We start from the raw sequence: 17,121 nt of genomic DNA on the forward strand, positions 1-17,121 counted from the left end.
CCGGGCGCGGGTGCGTGCGAGGCGCCCGGTGCCCGAGCGCATAGGCTAGGCCCGCTCTAGCTCGCACCGTCTCTGGGGAGAAACGCATGGCACCCGGCCTTCCTGACGCCATGGACCGACCGCACTTCATCGGCATCGGCGGCGCCGGGATGTCGGGGATCGCCAAGATCCTCGCCCAGCGCGGGGCCCGGGTCGCCGGCAGCGACGCCAAGGAGTCGGCGACCGCCGAGGCGCTGCGGGCGCTGGGCGCGACCGTGCACATCGGGCACGCCGCCGAGCACCTGGCCGACGACGCCAGCTGCGTCGTCGTGTCGTCGGCGATCCGGAAGGACAACCCCGAGCTGGCCCGCGCCGCCGAGCTGGGCATCCCGGTGGTGCACCGCTCCGACGCGCTGGCCGCGCTGATGGAGGGGCTGCGGCCGATCGCCGTGGCCGGTACGCACGGCAAGACCACGACCACCTCCATGCTCGCCGTCTCGCTCACCGAGCTGGGCCTGGAGCCGTCGTACGCCATCGGCGGCGACCTGGACGCGCCGGGCTCCAACGCGCTGCACGGCGACGGCGACATCTTCGTCGCCGAGGCCGACGAGTCGGACCGCAGCTTCCACACGTACGCGCCCGAGGTCGCCATCGTCCTCAACGTCGAGCTGGACCACCACGCCAACTACGCCTCGATCGACGAGATCCACGAGTCCTTCGAGACGTTCGTGGACCGGATCACCGAGGGCGGCACCCTGGTCGTCTCCGCCGACCACGAGGGCGCGCGCGAGCTGACCCGGCGCGTGCGGGACCGCGGCGTGCGGATCGTGACCTACGGCGAGGCCGCCGACGCGGACGTACGCGTGCTGTCGGTCGCCCCGCAGGGGCTCAAGAGCCAGGTCACCGTGGTGCTCGACGGGCAGGAGCTGACCTTCGGGGTGTCCGTGCCGGGCCGGCACTACGCCCTCAACGCGGTCGCCGCGCTCGCCGCCGGCGCCGCCCTCGGCATCCCGGCCGACCGGCTCGCGCCCGCGCTCGCCGCCTACACCGGCGTCAAGCGGCGCCTCCAGCTCAAGGGCGAGGCGGCCGGCGTCCAGGTGATCGACTCCTACGCCCACCACCCGACCGAGATGACCGCCGACCTGGAGGCCATGCGCGCCGCCGCCGGTGACGCCCGCATCCTCGTCGTCTTCCAGCCGCACCTGTTCTCCCGCACCCAGGAGCTGGGCAAGGAGATGGGGCAGGCGCTGGCCCTCGCCGACGCCTCGCTGGTCCTCGACATCTACCCGGCCCGCGAGGACCCGATCCCCGGCGTCACCAGCGAGCTGATCATCGAGGCCGCGCGGGCGGCCGGCGCCGACGTCACCGCGGTGTCCGCCAAGGCGGAGATCCCCGCGGCGGTCGCGGGAATGGCGAAGCCCGGTGATCTCGTTCTCACCATGGGCGCGGGAGACGTGACAGACCTGGGCCCGCTGATCCTGGACCGCCTGTCGCAGTGAAGGGGCTGAGAAACTGATGTCGTACGACGTCGAGAAGCCGGACGAGCAGTGGCGCGCGGAGCTGACCCCCGCCGAATACGCCGTACTGCGCCAGGCCGCCACCGAGCCGGCCTTCACCGGTGAGTACACGGACACCAAGACCAGGGGCGTCTACTCCTGTCGGGCCTGTGGCGCGGAGCTGTTCACCTCCGGCACCAAGTTCGAGTCGCACTGCGGCTGGCCGTCCTTCTACGACCCGAAGGACACCGACGCCGTGGAGCTGATCGAGGACCGCTCCCACGGCATGGTCCGCACCGAGGTGCGGTGCGCCCGCTGCGGCTCCCACCTCGGGCACGTCTTCGAGGGCGAGGGGTACCCGACCCCGACCGACCAGCGGTACTGCATCAACTCCATCTCGCTGCGGCTGGAGCCCCAGGAGGGCTGAGGTCCCCTTGTGGAACCGCCGGGGCGGCCGGGGCCGGCGCCCCGGCCGCCCCGGCGCGGGGTCCCCGCGCGGGTGCCGGGTGCGGCGCGGTGGATCCGTTCGCGCCACGGGGGCCCGCCGTCGCCCGGTGGGCCGGGGGTGAACGCTCTCCCGCCAAAATGCCGAAACACTGGCGGTCTAGACTCTCCCCGCATCAGCCCAGGATCGGTCGCCCGAAGGGTACGCGGCGTTTTGATACGGATAGATTCAGTCACGAAGCGGTATCCCGACGGCACGGTCGCAGTCGACCGGTTGTCGCTGGACATACCGGACCGCGCCATCACCGTCCTCGTCGGGCCCTCCGGCTGCGGCAAGACGACGACCCTGCGCATGATCAACCGGATGGTGGAGCCCAGCGAGGGCAGCATCCTCCTCGACGGCCAGGACATCCGGCAGCAGCCGGTCAACACCCTGCGCCGGTCGATGGGTTACGTCATCCAGAACGCCGGGCTCTTCCAGCACCGCACCATCCTCGACAACATCGCCACCGTGCCCCGGCTGCTCGGCTGGACCAAGCAGCGGGCCCGGGCCCGGGCCGCCGAGCTGATGGAGCGGGTGGGGCTCGACTCCGCCCTGGCCAAGCGGTACCCGTACCAGCTCTCCGGCGGCCAGCAGCAGCGCGTCGGCGTGGCCCGCGCCCTCGCCGCCGACCCGCCGGTGCTGCTGATGGACGAGCCGTTCTCCGCCGTCGACCCCGTCGTCCGCAAGGGGCTCCAGGACGAACTCCTGCGCATCCAGGACGAGCTGGGCAAGACCATCGTCTTCGTCACGCACGACATCGACGAGGCGATCAAACTGGGCACGAAGGTCGCCGTGCTGCGCACCGGCGGCCGGCTCGCCCAGTTCGCCCCGCCCGCCGAACTGCTCAGCGCGCCCGCCGACCCCTTCGTGGAGGACTTCCTCGGCGCCGACCGCGGCATCCGCCGGCTCTCCTTCTTCCCGTCCAGCGACCTGGAGTTGCAGACCGGGCCCGTCGTCCCGATCGACGCCGACGCCGGCAAGCTCGCCGCCCGGGCGGCCGCGGCACCGTACCTCCTCGTCACCGACCTCGACGGCAGGCCGCTCGGCTGGAGCGAACCGGACCGGCTCACCGCCGGCGCCATCGACCGGGAGCGACTCCTCGACCACGGGCGGCCGTTCGTGCCCGGCACCGACTCGCTGCGCACCGCGCTCGACGGGGCCGTGCTCTCGCCGACCGGCTGGGCCGTGGCGGTGGACGGCGAGGGACGCGCGGTCGGTGTCGTCTCCCAGCAGGTCATCGGCGAGGCGATCCGCGCCGCCCACAGCCGGGTGGCGGAGCGCGCCGACGCGAAGGCCGGGCGATGAACGGCTTCTTCGACCTCCCGAGCGACCTCCAGCACAGCTACGCCGGTCTCATCGGGCTGCATCTGCGCGAGGCCCTCCTGCCGGTGCTCGCCGGACTGCTCGTCTCGCTGCCGATCGCCCAGCTGTGCGTGCGGTTCCGCTGGATCTACCCGCCCGTCCTCGGCATCACCACCGTCCTGTACGCCATCCCCTCGCTCGCCTTCTTCGTCGTCCTCATCGACTACTTCGGGCAGAGCGAGACGACGGTGATGATCCCGCTCGCGCTCTACAGCCTGGTGGTGCTCGTCCCGGCCATCGTGGACGGCGTCCGCTCGGTGCCGCCGGAGACCCTGGCCGCCGCCCAGGCCATGGGCCTCGGACCCGTACGCCGGTACTTCCAGGTCCAGTTGCCCATCGCCGTACCCGCGATCATCGCCGGGCTGCGGGTGGCCACCGTCTCCAGCATCTCCCTGGTCAGCGTCGGCATGCTCATCGGCAACCAGGGCGCCCTCGGCAACATGCTCTACGACGCCCAGACCTACCACCGGCCCGCGCTGGCCGTGAACTCCGTCCTGACCATCGCGGTGCTGGGCATCCTCGCCGACGCCGTGCTGGTCCTCGTCCGCCTCCTCCTCACCCCCTGGATGCCGCGGAAGGGTGCCACCCGGTGAACGTCCTGAACTTCGCGCACGCCTTCTTCAGCGACGGCGCCCACTGGCACGGCTACGACGGCATCCCCACCCGGTTCGCCGAGCACCTGAAGTACTCCCTGGAAGCCCTGCTGATCGCCACCGCGATCGGGCTGCCCGTCGGCCTGCTCACCGGCCACACCGGGCGCGGCGGCAACGCCCTCGCGCTCATCGCCACCGCCGGCCGCGCGCTGCCCAGCTTCGGCCTGCTGGTGCTGATGTTCATCTGGATCGGCTTCGGGCTGCTGCCGGTGATGATCCCGCTGGTCGTGCTCGCCGTCCCGCCGATCCTGGTCACCACCTACGAGGCGGTCCGCTCCGTCGACCCCTCCCCGGTGGACGCGGCCCGGGGCATGGGCATGCCCGAGGCCCGCGTGCTGTTCCAGGTGGAGGTGCCGGTCGCGCTGCCGCTGATCCTCAGCGGCCTGCGCACGGCGGCCATCCAGATCGTCTCCACCGCCACCATCGCCGCCTACGTCAGCCTCGGCGGCCTCGGCCGCTACATCATCGACGGCCTGTACCAGAAGAACTACGAGAAGGTCGTCGGCGGCGCCACGCTCGTCGCCGGCCTCGCCCTCGCGACCCTCGCCGTGTTCTGGGCGGCGTCCCGGCTCACGGTGTCGCCGGGAGTACGCCGCAGCGCCTGACGGTCACCGCTCGGTGCGGGCCAGCGCGAGTTCGAGTACGACGAGCAGCGCGTCCCGCACCGAGCCCCGCTCCCGGGCGTCGAACACCACGACGGGCACGCCGTCGGAGACGTCCAGCGCCCAGCGGACGTCCTCCAGCGCGTGCTCCACCCGGCCGTCGAAGGCGTTCACCGCGACGGCGAACGGGATGCCCTTGTGCTCGAAGTAGTCCACCGCCGCGTAGCAGTCGTCCAGCCGGCGGGTGTCGACGATGACGAGCCCGCCGACCGCGCCCTCCACGATGTCGTCCCACATGAACCCGAAGCGCTCCTGCCCTGGCGTGCCGAACAGGTACAGCTTCAGCGTCGGGTCGATGGTGATGCAGCCGAAGTCCATCGCGACGGTCGTCGTGGTCTTGCGCGGGGTGTGCGTCAGGTCGTCCACACCGGCCGCGACCTCGGTGATCGACGCCTCCGTGGTCAGCGGCTCGATCTCCGAGATCGCGCCGACGGCCGTGGTCTTGCCCACGCCGAAACCGCCCGCGATCACCATCTTCACCGGCAGCGGCGGCCGCACCGCGGCAGGCGCGGCCGGGCCCCGGGCCAGGAGCGGTTCAGTCGGTGTCACTCGGTACCCCTCGGGAGTCGGGGATGGCCCGCAGGCCATCGATAACCCTGCGCAGGACGGACGCGTCGTGGGTGGCCTCGGCGTCCGGCACGTACACCGCCAGCTGTCCCGCCTCGCGCAGGTCTTCGGCCAGGACGCGCACCACGTTGAGGTGCAGCCGCAGCCGGGCCGCGAGTTCCGCGAGGGACTGCGGCAGCCGGCAGGCGGCGACGATGTCGTGCTGCTCGAAGGAGAGCCGGCCGAGCGCGCCGAGACCGTCGGCGGTGGACACCACCTGGGTCTCCACCGGCAGCGCCCGGCCGGAGGCGGCGTCCGCGACCCGGCCGGCGGTGACCAGGTACGGCCGTACGGCGGGGACGGGGCCGGCCGGGTCCGGGCCCGGAGGCGCGATGCCGTCCGCCATGCCGTCCGCCATGGAAACCTTCTCCTCCTCAGCGGGCCGCCGCCGTGCCCACGCTGTTCTTCAGCTCCAGCACGAGCTGCGGGCTCAGCGCGGCACCGGCGCGATTGGCGAACAGCGTCATCTCGTAGGCGATGTTGCCGAGTTTCGCCTCCTTGTCGGTGACGACGCCGAGCACGGCGCCGCTGCCGATCGCGGAGACGATGACGTGACCGCCCTCCAGATCGATGATGACCTTGTTCAGTCCGCCGAGGCCGTAGTTGCCGGAGGCGCCCGCGGCCAGGCTGGTGATGCCGGACACGATCGCCGCGAGCCGCTCGGAGTCGGCGTGCTCGCGCAGCTGTGACACCGCGATCAGCAGGCCGTCGGAGGACACGGCGATGGCGTCGACGACGCCGGCGGTCTCGGTCGCGAAGCGGCTCAGCAGCCAGGTGAAGTCGGCCGCGGCTGCCTTCAGGTCGGTGGGCGTGGTGCCGCCCGTCGGGCTGTCACCTGTCGACGTGCTCACTGCTCGGCTCCTTCCGGAAGGTGGTTCGGGTCGTGCGGCGGGCGGCCGGCGGCTGGGGTGCCGTCGGTCCGGGGCGGGGTGCCGTCCGGGCGCGGGGGCCGGGCGGCGGTCGGGGTGGCGTCCGGGTGGGACGGGGGCGTGGCTGCGGCGGCACCGGCCGGGCGGGGCCGGCGCGGTGCCGCCGTCGCGCCGTCCTGGTCCGTCGCCGTGGCCGTGCCGCTCCCCCGAGGGGACCCGCCGGTGGTCACCGGGCGGGCGAAGCTGACCGTGTCGCTGTCCCGCCGGGCGCGTTCCACGGCGTCCTCGAACTCCTCCAGCGCGTCGCGGACGGCCTCGGCGTCCAGCGGTCGCACGGTCGCCGGCACCGTCGGCGCGGCGCCGGCGGTGGTGTGCAGCGTGGCACCGCGCACCCGGCGGCGCAGCGGGCGCGCGCCGTGTTCGGCCGTGCCGGGCCTCTGCTCCCCCGAAGGGGCCGGCGCGTCGGTGCCGCGCGGTGCGGGGCGGGGGATGCGGCGGGGGAGCGGGCCGCCGTGTTCGGCGCGGGCGTGCTCGTCCGGGGCGGTGCCGCCGGCCGGTGCCTTCTCGTGGGCGGTGCCCGGCGGCAGCGTGCCCCGCGCGGATACCGGGCCGGACACCGCGGCCACCGGTGCGGGCGCCGCGGCCGGCGCAGCCTGCGCCCCCGCGCCCGGGGCGAGCAGCAGCGAGGCCGGCAGCGTCACCTCGGCGGTCACACCGCCGCCCGGCGTGCGGGTCAGTTCGACCCCGATCTGCCAGCGGCGGGCCAGCGCGCCCACCACGAACAGGCCCAGCACCTTGGTCGGGACCAGGTCCAGCCGTTCGCGGCGGATCAGCCGGGCGTTCTCCTCGGCGAGCCGCTCGGCGCTCATGCCGAGGCCGTGGTCGGTGACCACGACGTGCGTGCCCTCGGTGCCGGAGCGGACGGTGACCTCGACGGGGCTGCCCTCGGGCGAGAACGCCACCGCGTTCTCCAGGAGCTCGGCCACCATCAGCGTGAGGTCACCGATGACGTCCGGCTCGACCAGGGCGTCCGACGCGGCGTACAGCCGTACCCGCTGGTAGCCCTCGATCTGCCCGAGCGCGGCCCGTACGACGGTGGACAGCGCGGTGGGGCCCGCGTCCAGCACCGTCTCGCGGATGCCGGCCAGCAGCATCAGGCTGTCGGCGTTGCGGCGCAGCCGTACGGCGATGTGGTCGATGGAGTACAGCCGTTCCAGCAGCGCCGGGTCGGTCTCCCCCCGCTCCACCGCGTCGATCAGGGCGAGTTGCCGGGTGGTGAGGTTGCTGACCCGGCGGCCCACGTTGCCGAACATCTCCGCGGTGTTGCGCCGGCTGAGCACCTGGCGCTCCAGCAGCGCGGCGGCGGTGGTCTGCACCCGGTTGAACGCCTCCGCCAGGTCGCCGATCTCGTCGCGGGCCGTGACCGGCATGTCCCGCAGCCGCGGCGGTCCGTCGTCCTCGGCGTCGTCGTCGGCCACCCGGGCCAGTTCCCGCCCGGCGACCTCGGCGACCTCCCGCGCGGCACCGGTGAGCGCCTGCACGGGCCGGACCACCGAGCGGCGCACCAGGACCGCGAAGGCGATCCACAGCGCGAAGGCGATCAGCGCACCGCTCAGCAGCAGGCCGGCCCGCCACCGGGCGCCTTCGGCGGCGCCGTCGGCCCGGTCGGCGATCTGGCCGATCAGCGCGGTGGTGATCTTCAGCCGGGCGGCGGCCTGCTCGGGGTAGGCGGGATAGTCGGCCAGCGCGTCCTGCACCGCCCGCCGCAGCAGCCCCTTGTCGGTCGTCTCCAGCCGGCCGGCACCGACCTGGAGTTCGGCGTACGCCTCGGTGATCTCGCTCTCCGCCCGCGTGTGTTCGATGCCGGAGAACCGCGCGGCCTGCGCGTCGGTGGCGAACCGGGCGAAGCGCTGGGCCTGGTGGGTGTACAGCTCGTAGGCGCCGACCGCGCTGGTGAACTCGATCTGCGCGTTGGTGTCACCCGTGGTGGCGGCGAACACGTTGGTCTCGAAGGCGCCGTGGGCGGCGTCCGCGCGCAGCAGGGAGTCCAGCAGGCTGCCGGTGAAGGTCTCGGCGAGGTCGGCGTCGCGGTCGAGGCCGAGGCCGTCGATCAGGCTCTGGGCGGCGCCCGCGTAGGCCGGGTCGATGTTGTCCGCGGGCAGGTAGGACTGCTCCACCGAGGTGCGCAGGCTGGTGAGGCCCTCGACCCCGCGCAGCGCCTGCGCCTCGCCCTCCGGCAGCCGGTCCCCGAAGGCCTCGCGCACCTTCGCCACCTGGGAGTCGACCGCGTGCTGCGCGGCACGGTAGGCGGACGTCGACGGCTTCGCGTCCCCGGCTTCGTAGCGCGTGGAGAGCAGGATGGCCTGCTGGTGCTCGGCCTCGACCCGGTCCACCAGCCGCGCCACCTGGGCGCTGTCGCGCACCAGCCGGGCCGCCGAGGCGGCGCTGGACGACTGCCGCACCAGGTCGGTGAAGAGGTACGCCAGCAGGACCGCGATGACCGCGAGGGGAATGCCGAGGAGCAGATTGAGTTTGCGCCGGAAGGGCCAGCGGTCGGCGAATCCCCGCGCTCCGCCCCGCGTGGGGGCGTGCCGGTCGGGCGCGTCCACCTGGTTCGTGGACACCGGGCCTCCTTCATGGGTGTCTTGTCCGGGGGAGCCGTCACTCCCGGACCTGAGGGCTGTCGCCCCCCGAACGCCTGCGTCACGACACCGGAGCGGGCCCCGCGCACCGCTGTGGTCGAAACCAACTCGGGTGAGACTACAGGTCTCTTGAGGTGTCGATCAGCTCACCTTTCATCAAGAATCCGTTACAAAGAGAATGCTCTGTGTGCACGAGTGACCGCAGATCGAGGCCAATCGGTGATCTGATGCCCTTGACTGACCGAGAACTGGCTGGATTGGATCAGCGCGTGACTTTTACGACCCACATCAGCAGGTCCATCCGGAGGAACCGAGGCGCGGCGGCGGTCGCCCTCGCGGCGGCTACGGCTCTGCTGGCGGGCTGTTCCTCCAACGACGGCACGTCCGACAACCCCCTGTCGGACAACAGCAAGGCCAGCGGCGACACCGTCGTCGTCGGATCCAACAACTTCCCAGAGAGCACCCTGCTCGCCGACATCTACGGCGAAGCACTCAAGGCCAAGGGGATCAAGGTCACGTACAAGCCGAACATCGGCAGCCGCGAGACGACCTACGGCCTGATCAAGAACGGCTCCATTTCGGTCCTGCCCGAGTACAACGGCGCACTGCTGGCCTACCTCGATCCGAAGGCCGCCCCGAAGACCCTCGCCGAGACCACGGACGCCATCAGCGCCAAGCTGGACTCCAAGCTCACGCTGCTCGACCCGGCGCCGGCGCAGGACAAGGACTCGATCACGGTCAACGCGGCCACCGCGAAGAAGTACCAGCTCACCGAGAAGTCCTCCATCGCCGACCTGAAGGACGTCGCCAAGGACCTGGTCATCGGCGCCTCGCCGGAGTTCCAGACCCGGCAGCAGGGCCTGGTGGGCCTGAAGTCCGTCTACGGCCTGGAGTTCAAGTCCTTCAAGGCGCTGGACGCGGGCGGCCCGCTCACGCTGGCGGCGCTGAAGAAGGACGCCGTGCAGGCGGCTGACATCTTCACCACGGACCCGAACATCTCCAAGGAGAAGTTCGTCGTCCTCCAGGACCCGAAGAACCTGTTCGGCTTCGAGAACGTCCAGCCGCTCGCCTACAAGGGCGCGCTGTCCAAGGAGGGCGTCGCCGCGCTCAACGCCGCCTCCGCCAAGCTCGACACCGCGACCCTGCTGAACCTGGACACCCAGGTGCAGGCCCAGAACAAGGACCCGCTGGACGTCGCCAAGGCGTGGCTGAAGTCGGCGGGGCTGGGCTGAGTCCGGCGGGACTGGACTGAGTCCGGCGGGGCTCGGCCGACCAGAACAGCAAGAACGACTGGAACGACCAGGAACTGTCAGGAACCACCGTGGACGTGACCACACGGGTGCCCCCGCAGCCAGGGGACACCCGCGTCCCGCTCGACGGCGGCGGTCTCACCCTCCCCGCCCTGATCCGGCTCGCGGAGGGTGCGGCCGTACCCGCCGTCGACCCCGGCGCCCTGGAGCGGGTCCGCCGCGCCCGCGAGACGGCCGACCGGCTCGCCGCCACGGGCCGCTGGTACGGCCGGGGCACCGGCGTCGGCGCGCACCGCTCGGTCGCCGTCGACCCGGCGGAGGAGACCGCCCACGGCCTGCGTCTGCTGCGCAGTCACGCCGGCGGGGCCGGTCCGCTGCTGCCGGCCCGCACGGTGCGCGCGATGCTCGCCATCCGCGCCAACCAGCTCCTGGCCGGTGGTTCCGGCATCCACCCGTCCTTCGTCACCGCCCTCACCGACGCCCTGCGCCTCGGCGTGCACCCGGCGGTCAACGAGTACGGCGGCGTGGGCACCGGCGACCTGACGGCGCTGGCCCAGACGGGCCTGACCCTCCTCGGCGAACGCCCGTGGCTGACGCCCGAGGACGCGCCGGGCCCACCGGCGGCGGTACCGGGTGGGGGTGTGCTCAGCGAGGAACGGCCGCCTGCCGGTGCCGGTGCCGGTGCCGGTGCTCTCGGTGCCGTGGGCGTGGGTGCCGTCGGTGCCGGTGCGGAGCAGGCCACCCTGGCAGCGGCGGACCTGACGGGGACGGTCGACGGTGCGCACGTCGGCGAGGCCCGTCCCCGGGGCGTCGGTGCGGGCTTCGGTGCGGGCACCGGCGACGGGGATCTGGCCGCAGGTGGACTGCCCGCTCCGGTCACGCTGCGGGCCGGGGACGCCCTGGCCCTGCTCAGCAGCAACGCGCTCGCCCTCGCGCAGGCCGCCCTCGCCGGACACGGCACCGAACTGCTGCTGCGGGCCACGCACGTGGTCGCGGCGCTGTCCCTCGCCGCCGTGTCGGGCTCGCCGGAGGCGTACGCGGCGCCGGTGCACGCCCTGCGGCCCTACCCCGGCCCGGCCCGTGCCGCCGCCGAGGTACGGCGTCTGCTCGGGCTGCCCGACGACCCGGCGACGGGCGTGGGGAACGGACCTCCCGCAGCGGACCGGCGGATTCAGGACCCGTACGGATTCCGCGCGTTCCCGCAGGTGCACGGCGCCGCCCTCGACGCCTCGGCCGCGCTGCGCCGGATCGTCGAGACCGAGATCAACTGCCCCTCGGAGAACCCCGTCCTCACCCCCGAGGGCCACCTCTACCACCACGGCGGCTTCTTCGCCGCCCCCCTCGCGCTGGCGCTCGACGGCCTGAACCTCGCCCTGCTGAAGACCGCGCAGCTCTCCGCCGCACGACTCTCCGCGCTGAGCCGCCCCGACCTCACCGGCCTGCCCGCCTTCCTCGCCACCGGCCCGGCCGGCAGCTCCGGCACGATGATCCTGGAGTACACCGCCAACTCGGCGCTCGCCGAGCTGCGTGCCGGCGCCGCCGCGCCGGCCTCGGCCGGACACGCCGTCCTCTCCCACGGCCTGGAGGAGGCCGCCGGCTTCGCCGGGCAGGCGGCCCGCCAGACGGAGCGGGCCCGCGCCGCCTACGCCAACGTCCTCGCCTGCGAACTGGTGTCCGCCGTCAGGGCCCTGCGTCTGCGTCCGGAACCGCCGGCCCTCCCCGCCCTCGCGCTCGCCGCCGCCGTGCTGCCCACCGGCCTGGAGGACCGCCCGCTGACCGGGGACATCGAGACGGCGACCGAACTGCTGCCACGCCTCGCGGAGTTGTGAGCGCGGGGACCGGTGCGGCAGCGGCAGACGCCGGACTGGTCCGTGCCGGAGTGGCCGGTGCGGGAGTGGCCGGTACCGGAGTGGTGGCCTCCGTTCGGCTGGGGTGTGGACGAGGGCACGTCCGAGGTCGTCGCACGTGCCCTCAGCCACGCGCCCTGCCCAGGGCTCAGAGGTCGAACTCGTGCGGCGGCAGGTCCAGCGCGTAGCACGCCTCGCGCACCACGGCCTGCTCGTCCTTGTCGAAGTCGCCGTCCGCGCCACCGATGACGATGCCGATCTGGATGACGGCCCGCGCCTCGGCGGGCTTCTTCTTCGCCTTGGCGATCTCCTGCAGCACGCTCACCTTGCCGAAGGCGAAGTCCGCCGTCAGCTTGTTCAGGTTCTCCTCGAAGCGCCGGCGGAGGTCGTCCGCCGGGAAGTTCTGCAACACCTCGTTGGTGGCGATGAGCTGAGCGACCCGCTGCCGCTCCGACGGATCCACCGTGCCGTCGGCGGCGGCCACCAACGCGCACATCGCCATGCTCGCATCGCGGAACGCGCCGCTCTTCAGGTCGTTCTTCTTCGCCACCAACTGCGTCTGCATCTGCGACGCCGACTCCTTGATGCGGTCCCACAGGGCCATGCGTACTCCTCATATCGTCAGCCGGGTGCTTCCGGCAGCCCGACAGCAATTTCTACAGCAACGTAGAAACTAATGGAGCGACCGGGAAGTTCCACAGATCTACACTGTGTCCGCGAACACGGCGAACCACAGTGGGCACACAGTGGGCACACAGCGACGAACCCGCGACGAGCCCATGACGATTCCGGCGGAGGAAGGCGACAGTGGCGACAGCGCCCGGCACCGGCCACCAGGACCCCTCCGCCGAGGTGCTCGCCGAGGCGGCCGCCGCCTTCGGACTGCTCGCCTCGCCCGCCCGGCTGCACATCGTGTGGGCGCTGATCCAGGCCGAGAGTGACGTGACCGGCCTCGCCGAGCGGGTCGGCGGCGCCCTGCCCGCCGTGAGCCAGCACCTGACCAAGCTCAAACTCGCCGGCCTCGTCCGCTCCCGCCGCGAGGGCCGCCGCCAGGTGTACTTCGTCGACACAGCGGAACAGGCCGCCGTGGTCGACGTCGTCCACCGTGTCGTCGGCCGGCTCGTCGAGCGGGAGGCGCCCGCGCGCGCCACCGTCCCGGCCCGCCGGCTCCGCGGCCTCTGACCCCGGGACGGCGCCGTCCTCCAGCCGTCGTTCAGCCGTCCTCCAGTCGTCGTCCCCCAGGAGCCTCGACGCCCCGGACACCGGCCCGCGCCACCGCCCGGACCCCGGGGTGGGTGCGCGTCTTCCCGTCCGGACCGGGTTGTACAGTTGCGCAACATGGCAAGCTTCGCCGCAAGGTGAGACAAGCGAGACAAAGAAGGGGGCTGTCATGCTCCGCAACGGACTTGAGCCCTGGCATCTGCTGATCGTGGCGGTCGTGTTCCTCCTGCTCTTCGGGTCCCGGAAGCTCCCCGACACCGCCCGTGCGCTGGGCAAGTCGATGCGCATCCTCAAGAGCGAGGCCAAGGCGATGAAGGAGGAGGACGGCACGCAGGGCTCCGCCGGCTGAGCGCCCCCGCTGTCCCTAGTCTTTGTCGCCTTCGTCGCCTTCTTCCTCCTCTCCCTCGAAGAAGTCCCCGATCTCGTCGACGACCTCCGCGGCCATCATGCCGCCCACGACACCCACGGCGAGGCCGGCCGCGCCTGCGGCCACGGCCGTGCCCAGGCCCGGGCCGGAGCGGTGGCCGTCGGGGGAGTGGTGACCGGGCAGGTGCGCGCCGCCGTGGCCGTACGCCGCGTGGCTGTCGTAGGCGTCACGGTGCTCGGTCACCTGGCGGATCCACCCGTCCACCTCTCTCTGCCAGTCGAGGGACGGCGCGTCCTCGTGGCGCACGGTGAAACGGGTCAGGGCGTCGTGCCCCGACGACCACAGTCCGCCGCGCTTGTCCGCCTCCAGGACCACCTCCACGCCCAGCGGGGAGGCGAGGAAGGTCAGCTCGATCTCGTTCACCGCGTGCGCGTACTGCGGGGCGGGAGTCAGCTCGATCTCCTGGTAGAACGGCAGTTGCTGGCCCGTGCCGCCGATGCGGCCGTACTCCAGGTCGGCCGAGCGGAAGCCGAAGCCCAGGGCGCCGAGGGCCTCCAGGACGGCTTCCTGCACGGGCAGGGGGCGGATGGCGAGCGGGTCCAGGTCGCCCTTGTCCCGGGCGCCGGCCACCGCGACCTCGGTGCGCACGCCCAGCACGATGCCGAGCGGCTGCCCGTGCAGTTCGGTCACCGGGGTCTCCCAGGGGAGCGGGACACTGAACGGAAGCTCGCGCTCCTCCTCTTCGCCGAGCCGGAAACCACCGCCGACGGTGAACCGCTCGAAGGCGACCGTGCCCTCGCTCTCACCCTCCGCGTGCTCGGCCTCCACACGGGCGATCAGCTCCAGGCCGATGTGTTCGACCTCCACGGCCGTCGCGCCGCCGCGCAGCAGCACCCGGCCCGTCAGGGTGCCGCCGGGCAGCGCCGCGCCGCCGTCCAGCACCGTGTCCACGGAGGGGCCGCCGACCCCGATCGCGCCCAGCAGCCTCTTGAACACCATGCCGTAGCTCCTTCGTTCATCGCGTCACGGACGGCACTTCACCGCCGTCCGACTGCCCGATGAACTCCCGGCACGGGCAAAGTAGTTCCCAAGTCACCTGTTCGGGTGATCCCGGCGGATGATCCGCGTCGCCGGCTCCCGGCGCGCCAGGACTCCTGCGGCACGGAGGCGTCGGCGACGACAGGACGTGGGCATGCCCAGGCCCCGGTTCAGGCCGTGCCCGCACCCTCCGACGTCAGGGCGTGGGCCTCGGCCCGCTCCTGCTTGCGCCGTTTGCGGCGGCTGACGCGTGGCTCCTGGTCCGGGAGCCAGCCGAAGGCGAGGCAGCTGCCGACGGCGCCGAGGAGCAGGCCGATGAAGAAACCGCCCAGGTTGGAGGTGAGCCAGCTGCCCAGGGAGAGCAGGATGCCGGTGATGGAGTAGAAGAGCCGCTGGGCGGGGTTGAAGAGGATCAGCAGGCCCAGCAGCACCATGAGGGTCGGCAGCAGGTACCCCGCCAGGCCCTGCATGCCGATGTGCAGCACGACCTTCAGCGAGGCCTTCTCGGTGAGCAGGATCTCGCCGCCGCCGAGGGCGAGCAGCAGCCCGCCCCAGAACGGCCGGCGGGCCCGCCATCCGCGGAAGGCGAGCCTGGGTCCCAGACGTGGACGGTCCGGCACGGCGATCAGCAACCCGAGTCGCTGAAGCGCAGCTTGAGACCCGGCAGCTTGAACACGCCAGCGGTCGTCGCGTAGTTGGTCTGCCGCAGATGGGCGATCCGCACGGTGTCGGCCTGCTGGCTGAAGACGCCGATCGGGCCCTTCACGCCCGCCTTGGTCAGCGTGCTGGCGTCGTTGCCGATCTCGATGTTGTTGAACGCCGCGTCACCCGACAGCTCGGTGGAGTCGGTGGTCAGGTCGGTGGCGCTGACCTTGTCGGCCCCGCCGCCCGCGGTGATCAGCAGGTTGGTGCCGCCCAGGTCGACGCTCTGGCACAGCTTGGTGAGGGTGGCGTGCTTGATCGCGGAGGTGATGACGAGCACCTGGCCGCCGGTGTCCCCGGCGTTGGGGCTGCCGTCCGCCATGTTGTCGAGCCCGCCGAACTGCTCGAACCCGGTGCCGTTGAGTTCCGTGGCGGTGACCGTGAACGGCATGCCGGAGATGGCGAACTGCACACCCAGCGCTCCCTGCGCGGTGAGGACCGCGAGGCCGGCGGCGACCAGGGTCGCGGGCACCGCCATCACGGCGGCCCGGCGGGCGCGGACACGGCCGCGCCTCTCGCCGGCGGTGGCCCCGGGGGCGTTCCGGGTTTCGGGCGGGGTGGCGCTTCCCGGGGTGTCGCTTCCCGGGATGTCGGGGGTGTTGCCGGCGGACGGGACGTCCGGGGACGAGGCCATGTCTGCTCCCATGGGCGCGGATCAGTGCGGGTTGGGCTTCAGTGGCGCGGTGTCCTGGCGCGGACAGCGGATGCCGCGCACGCCTCCTCGCAACTCCCGGCGGGCGCAAGGGCTTTCTCGTTACGCGGCAGTAGCCTCCGAGGAAGTTACCGCCGGTTACATTCAAGGGTCAAGAGAGTTGTGAAAAAGGGTGTCGGATGTGCACGGACGGCAACCGGCCTGGGTCAACTGGCTTTCAACCACTTGACCCTGACGGTTGATCAGGTCTACAACTTCCCCTGTTTCCACGGATCCGTGGCGCCGGATCCCGCAAGCGGCACCCGTCGCGTCAGGCGTGGTACCCACCACGTCCCTCATGCGGCACCGGCCGCGTTCCCGGCCCTGTCACGGCAACCGCTCCACCTCGCAGCGCGGCTCCGGCACGGTCCTTTCCTCCTTCTCTCCGTGCCGGGCCGCCCCTGTGCCCGGCCCGGCCGGAGGTCTTCCCCCGAGGCCTCCGACCGGTGCCCGGTGTGCCGCCGTCGCGGGTCCGCCGCGTACGGAGAAGGCGTGACGGCCCCGCGCCGGCGGCATCCGCACCGATCTCCACCCCCCACCTCACCTCATCTGTCCCCCCACCTCTGGAAGAGAGGCACCCGCATGCGTACGCGCTCCCTCCTCGCACTCACCGGTACCGCCACGGCGCTCGCCCTCGCGTGGGCCACCCCGGCCTCCGCGGCCGGCACGGTCCTCACCACCGGCAGCACCGGCGGCACCGCGGTCGCCGTCGGCGACACGCTCACCGCGCCGCTGGCCTCCGGCACCTCCGCCACCTTCTACTCCAGCGCGACCGGCACCAGCGGGATCAAGTGCACCGGCTCGCAGTTCACCGCCAAGGTCACCGGCAACCCGACCGCACCCGGCACGGCCACCGAGTCCGTCACCGCGCACACCTTCGACAGCAGCACCTGCACCAGCAACGTCACCGGTGTCCTCGGCGTCAACGGCGTCACCATCAACAACCTGCCGTACTCGGCGACGATCACCTCGAGCGGCGCCCTCACCGTCTCGCCCGCGAGCGGCTCCGTCATCCAGGCCACCGTCCAGCTGCGCACCCTGCTGGGCAGCGTGACCTGCGTGTACCAGGCGCCCGGCCTGTCCGGCAAGGCCGACAACGCCGACAGCAGCATCACCTTCACCAACCAGCAGTTCACCAAGACGTCCGGCTCGTCGCTGTGCTTCGCCAACGGCTACTTCACGGCGAAGTACGCACCCGTCACCGACGCGGGAGCCCGGGTCTACGTCAACTGACCGGCCGGATCGTCTG

At 72.4% G+C, this 17,121-nt stretch carries 17 protein-coding genes and 1 pseudogene; 10 read left to right on the forward strand and 8 right to left on the reverse strand.

Annotated features, from left to right (window positions below; all coding sequences use genetic code 11):
- Positions 1-86: 86 nt before the first annotated feature.
- The 5 genes from murC to ACZ5DC_RS01535 all read left to right on the forward strand — a co-directional run bounded on the left by murC (position 87) and on the right by ACZ5DC_RS01535 (position 4,582).
- A complete protein-coding gene (gene murC, locus ACZ5DC_RS01515) occupies positions 87-1,478 on the forward strand; it encodes a UDP-N-acetylmuramate--L-alanine ligase (RefSeq protein ID WP_468648267.1) in 1,392 nt (463 codons plus the stop codon).
- Between the two features lie 16 nt (positions 1,479-1,494).
- Entirely contained in the window at positions 1,495-1,902 is a 408-nt protein-coding gene (gene msrB / locus ACZ5DC_RS01520) for a peptide-methionine (R)-S-oxide reductase MsrB (RefSeq protein WP_366748156.1), read from the forward strand.
- 231 nt (positions 1,903-2,133) lie between these two features.
- Positions 2,134-3,267 carry an ABC transporter ATP-binding protein gene (locus tag ACZ5DC_RS01525; protein ID WP_468648269.1) on the forward strand — a complete coding sequence of 378 codons (1,134 nt, stop codon included), beginning with the start codon at positions 2,134-2,136 and terminating at the stop codon, positions 3,265-3,267.
- On the forward strand, positions 3,264-3,917 hold the full coding sequence (locus tag ACZ5DC_RS01530; RefSeq protein ID WP_468648271.1) for an ABC transporter permease: 654 nt from the start codon (positions 3,264-3,266) through the stop codon (positions 3,915-3,917). The genes ACZ5DC_RS01525 and ACZ5DC_RS01530 overlap by 4 nt, the downstream gene beginning before the upstream one ends.
- Positions 3,914-4,582, forward strand: a complete 669-nt coding sequence (locus ACZ5DC_RS01535) for an ABC transporter permease (protein ID WP_366748153.1) — start codon at positions 3,914-3,916, stop codon at positions 4,580-4,582. The genes ACZ5DC_RS01530 and ACZ5DC_RS01535 overlap by 4 nt, the downstream gene beginning before the upstream one ends.
- 3 nt (positions 4,583-4,585) lie before the next feature.
- Here ACZ5DC_RS01535 and ACZ5DC_RS01540 read toward each other — a convergent pair whose 3' ends face one another.
- From ACZ5DC_RS01540 to ACZ5DC_RS01555, 4 genes are read right to left on the reverse strand one after another with little or no spacing between them, the layout of a single operon-like run.
- On the reverse strand, positions 4,586-5,188 hold the full coding sequence (locus tag ACZ5DC_RS01540) for a GTP-binding protein (protein WP_132783182.1): 603 nt from the start codon (positions 5,186-5,188) through the stop codon (positions 4,586-4,588).
- Positions 5,175-5,591: a DUF742 domain-containing protein gene (locus ACZ5DC_RS01545; RefSeq protein ID WP_468649887.1), complete on the reverse strand. Its 417-nt coding sequence runs from the start codon at positions 5,589-5,591 to the stop codon at positions 5,175-5,177. Before ACZ5DC_RS01545 ends, ACZ5DC_RS01540 begins: the two co-directional genes overlap by 14 nt.
- 28 nt (positions 5,592-5,619) lie before the next feature.
- Complete coding sequence (locus tag ACZ5DC_RS01550; protein ID WP_366748152.1) at positions 5,620-6,096, reverse strand: roadblock/LC7 domain-containing protein; 477 nt, start codon at positions 6,094-6,096, stop codon at positions 5,620-5,622.
- Entirely contained in the window at positions 6,093-8,738 is a 2,646-nt protein-coding gene (locus ACZ5DC_RS01555) for a sensor histidine kinase (protein WP_468648275.1), read from the reverse strand. The genes ACZ5DC_RS01550 and ACZ5DC_RS01555 overlap by 4 nt, the downstream gene beginning before the upstream one ends.
- Positions 8,739-9,025: 287 nt before the next feature.
- Here ACZ5DC_RS01555 and ACZ5DC_RS01560 point away from each other — a divergent pair, with 287 nt between their 5' ends.
- Positions 9,026-9,988: an ABC transporter substrate-binding protein gene (locus ACZ5DC_RS01560; protein WP_468648277.1), complete on the forward strand. Its 963-nt coding sequence runs from the start codon at positions 9,026-9,028 to the stop codon at positions 9,986-9,988.
- Between the two features lie 89 nt (positions 9,989-10,077).
- The gene (locus tag ACZ5DC_RS01565; RefSeq protein ID WP_468648279.1) at positions 10,078-11,835 is read left to right on the forward strand and encodes an aromatic amino acid lyase; all 1,758 of its coding nucleotides are present in this window, start codon (positions 10,078-10,080) and stop codon (positions 11,833-11,835) included.
- A gap of 166 nt (positions 11,836-12,001) precedes the next feature.
- Here the strand turns inward: ACZ5DC_RS01565 and ACZ5DC_RS01570 are convergent, their stop codons facing one another.
- A complete protein-coding gene (locus ACZ5DC_RS01570) occupies positions 12,002-12,457 on the reverse strand; it encodes a tellurite resistance TerB family protein (protein WP_171151786.1) in 456 nt (151 codons plus the stop codon).
- A 203-nt stretch (positions 12,458-12,660) separates the two neighbouring features.
- On the opposite strand from ACZ5DC_RS01570, the gene ACZ5DC_RS01575 reads away from it, so the two are divergent.
- The gene (locus tag ACZ5DC_RS01575) at positions 12,661-13,035 is read left to right on the forward strand and encodes an ArsR/SmtB family transcription factor (protein WP_468648282.1); all 375 of its coding nucleotides are present in this window, start codon (positions 12,661-12,663) and stop codon (positions 13,033-13,035) included.
- Positions 13,036-13,243: 208 nt separating this feature from the next.
- Positions 13,244-13,414, forward strand: a pseudogene (tatA, locus tag ACZ5DC_RS01580) (Sec-independent protein translocase subunit TatA); the annotation flags it as partial.
- A gap of 24 nt (positions 13,415-13,438) precedes the next feature.
- Here the strand turns inward: tatA and ACZ5DC_RS01585 are convergent.
- The 3 genes from ACZ5DC_RS01585 to ACZ5DC_RS01595 form a co-directional block, all read right to left on the reverse strand.
- Positions 13,439-14,440 (reverse strand): sporulation protein, encoded by a 1,002-nt coding sequence (locus ACZ5DC_RS01585; RefSeq protein WP_468648284.1) that lies wholly within the window; start codon positions 14,438-14,440, stop codon positions 13,439-13,441.
- Between the two features lie 209 nt (positions 14,441-14,649).
- A complete protein-coding gene (locus ACZ5DC_RS01590) occupies positions 14,650-15,111 on the reverse strand; it encodes a DUF6114 domain-containing protein (RefSeq protein WP_468648286.1) in 462 nt (153 codons plus the stop codon).
- Positions 15,105-15,815, reverse strand: coding sequence for a DUF6230 family protein (locus tag ACZ5DC_RS01595; RefSeq protein WP_468648288.1), 711 nt, complete (start codon positions 15,813-15,815; stop codon positions 15,105-15,107). Before ACZ5DC_RS01595 ends, ACZ5DC_RS01590 begins: the two co-directional genes overlap by 7 nt.
- 639 nt (positions 15,816-16,454) lie before the next feature.
- Here ACZ5DC_RS01595 and ACZ5DC_RS01600 point away from each other — a divergent pair.
- Positions 16,455-17,105 carry a Tat pathway signal sequence domain protein gene (locus ACZ5DC_RS01600; protein WP_366748144.1) on the forward strand — a complete coding sequence of 217 codons (651 nt, stop codon included), beginning with the start codon at positions 16,455-16,457 and terminating at the stop codon, positions 17,103-17,105.
- The last annotated feature ends 16 nt before the right edge of the window (positions 17,106-17,121 follow it).

Source organism: Streptomyces sp. NPDC031445, assembly GCF_055581365.1.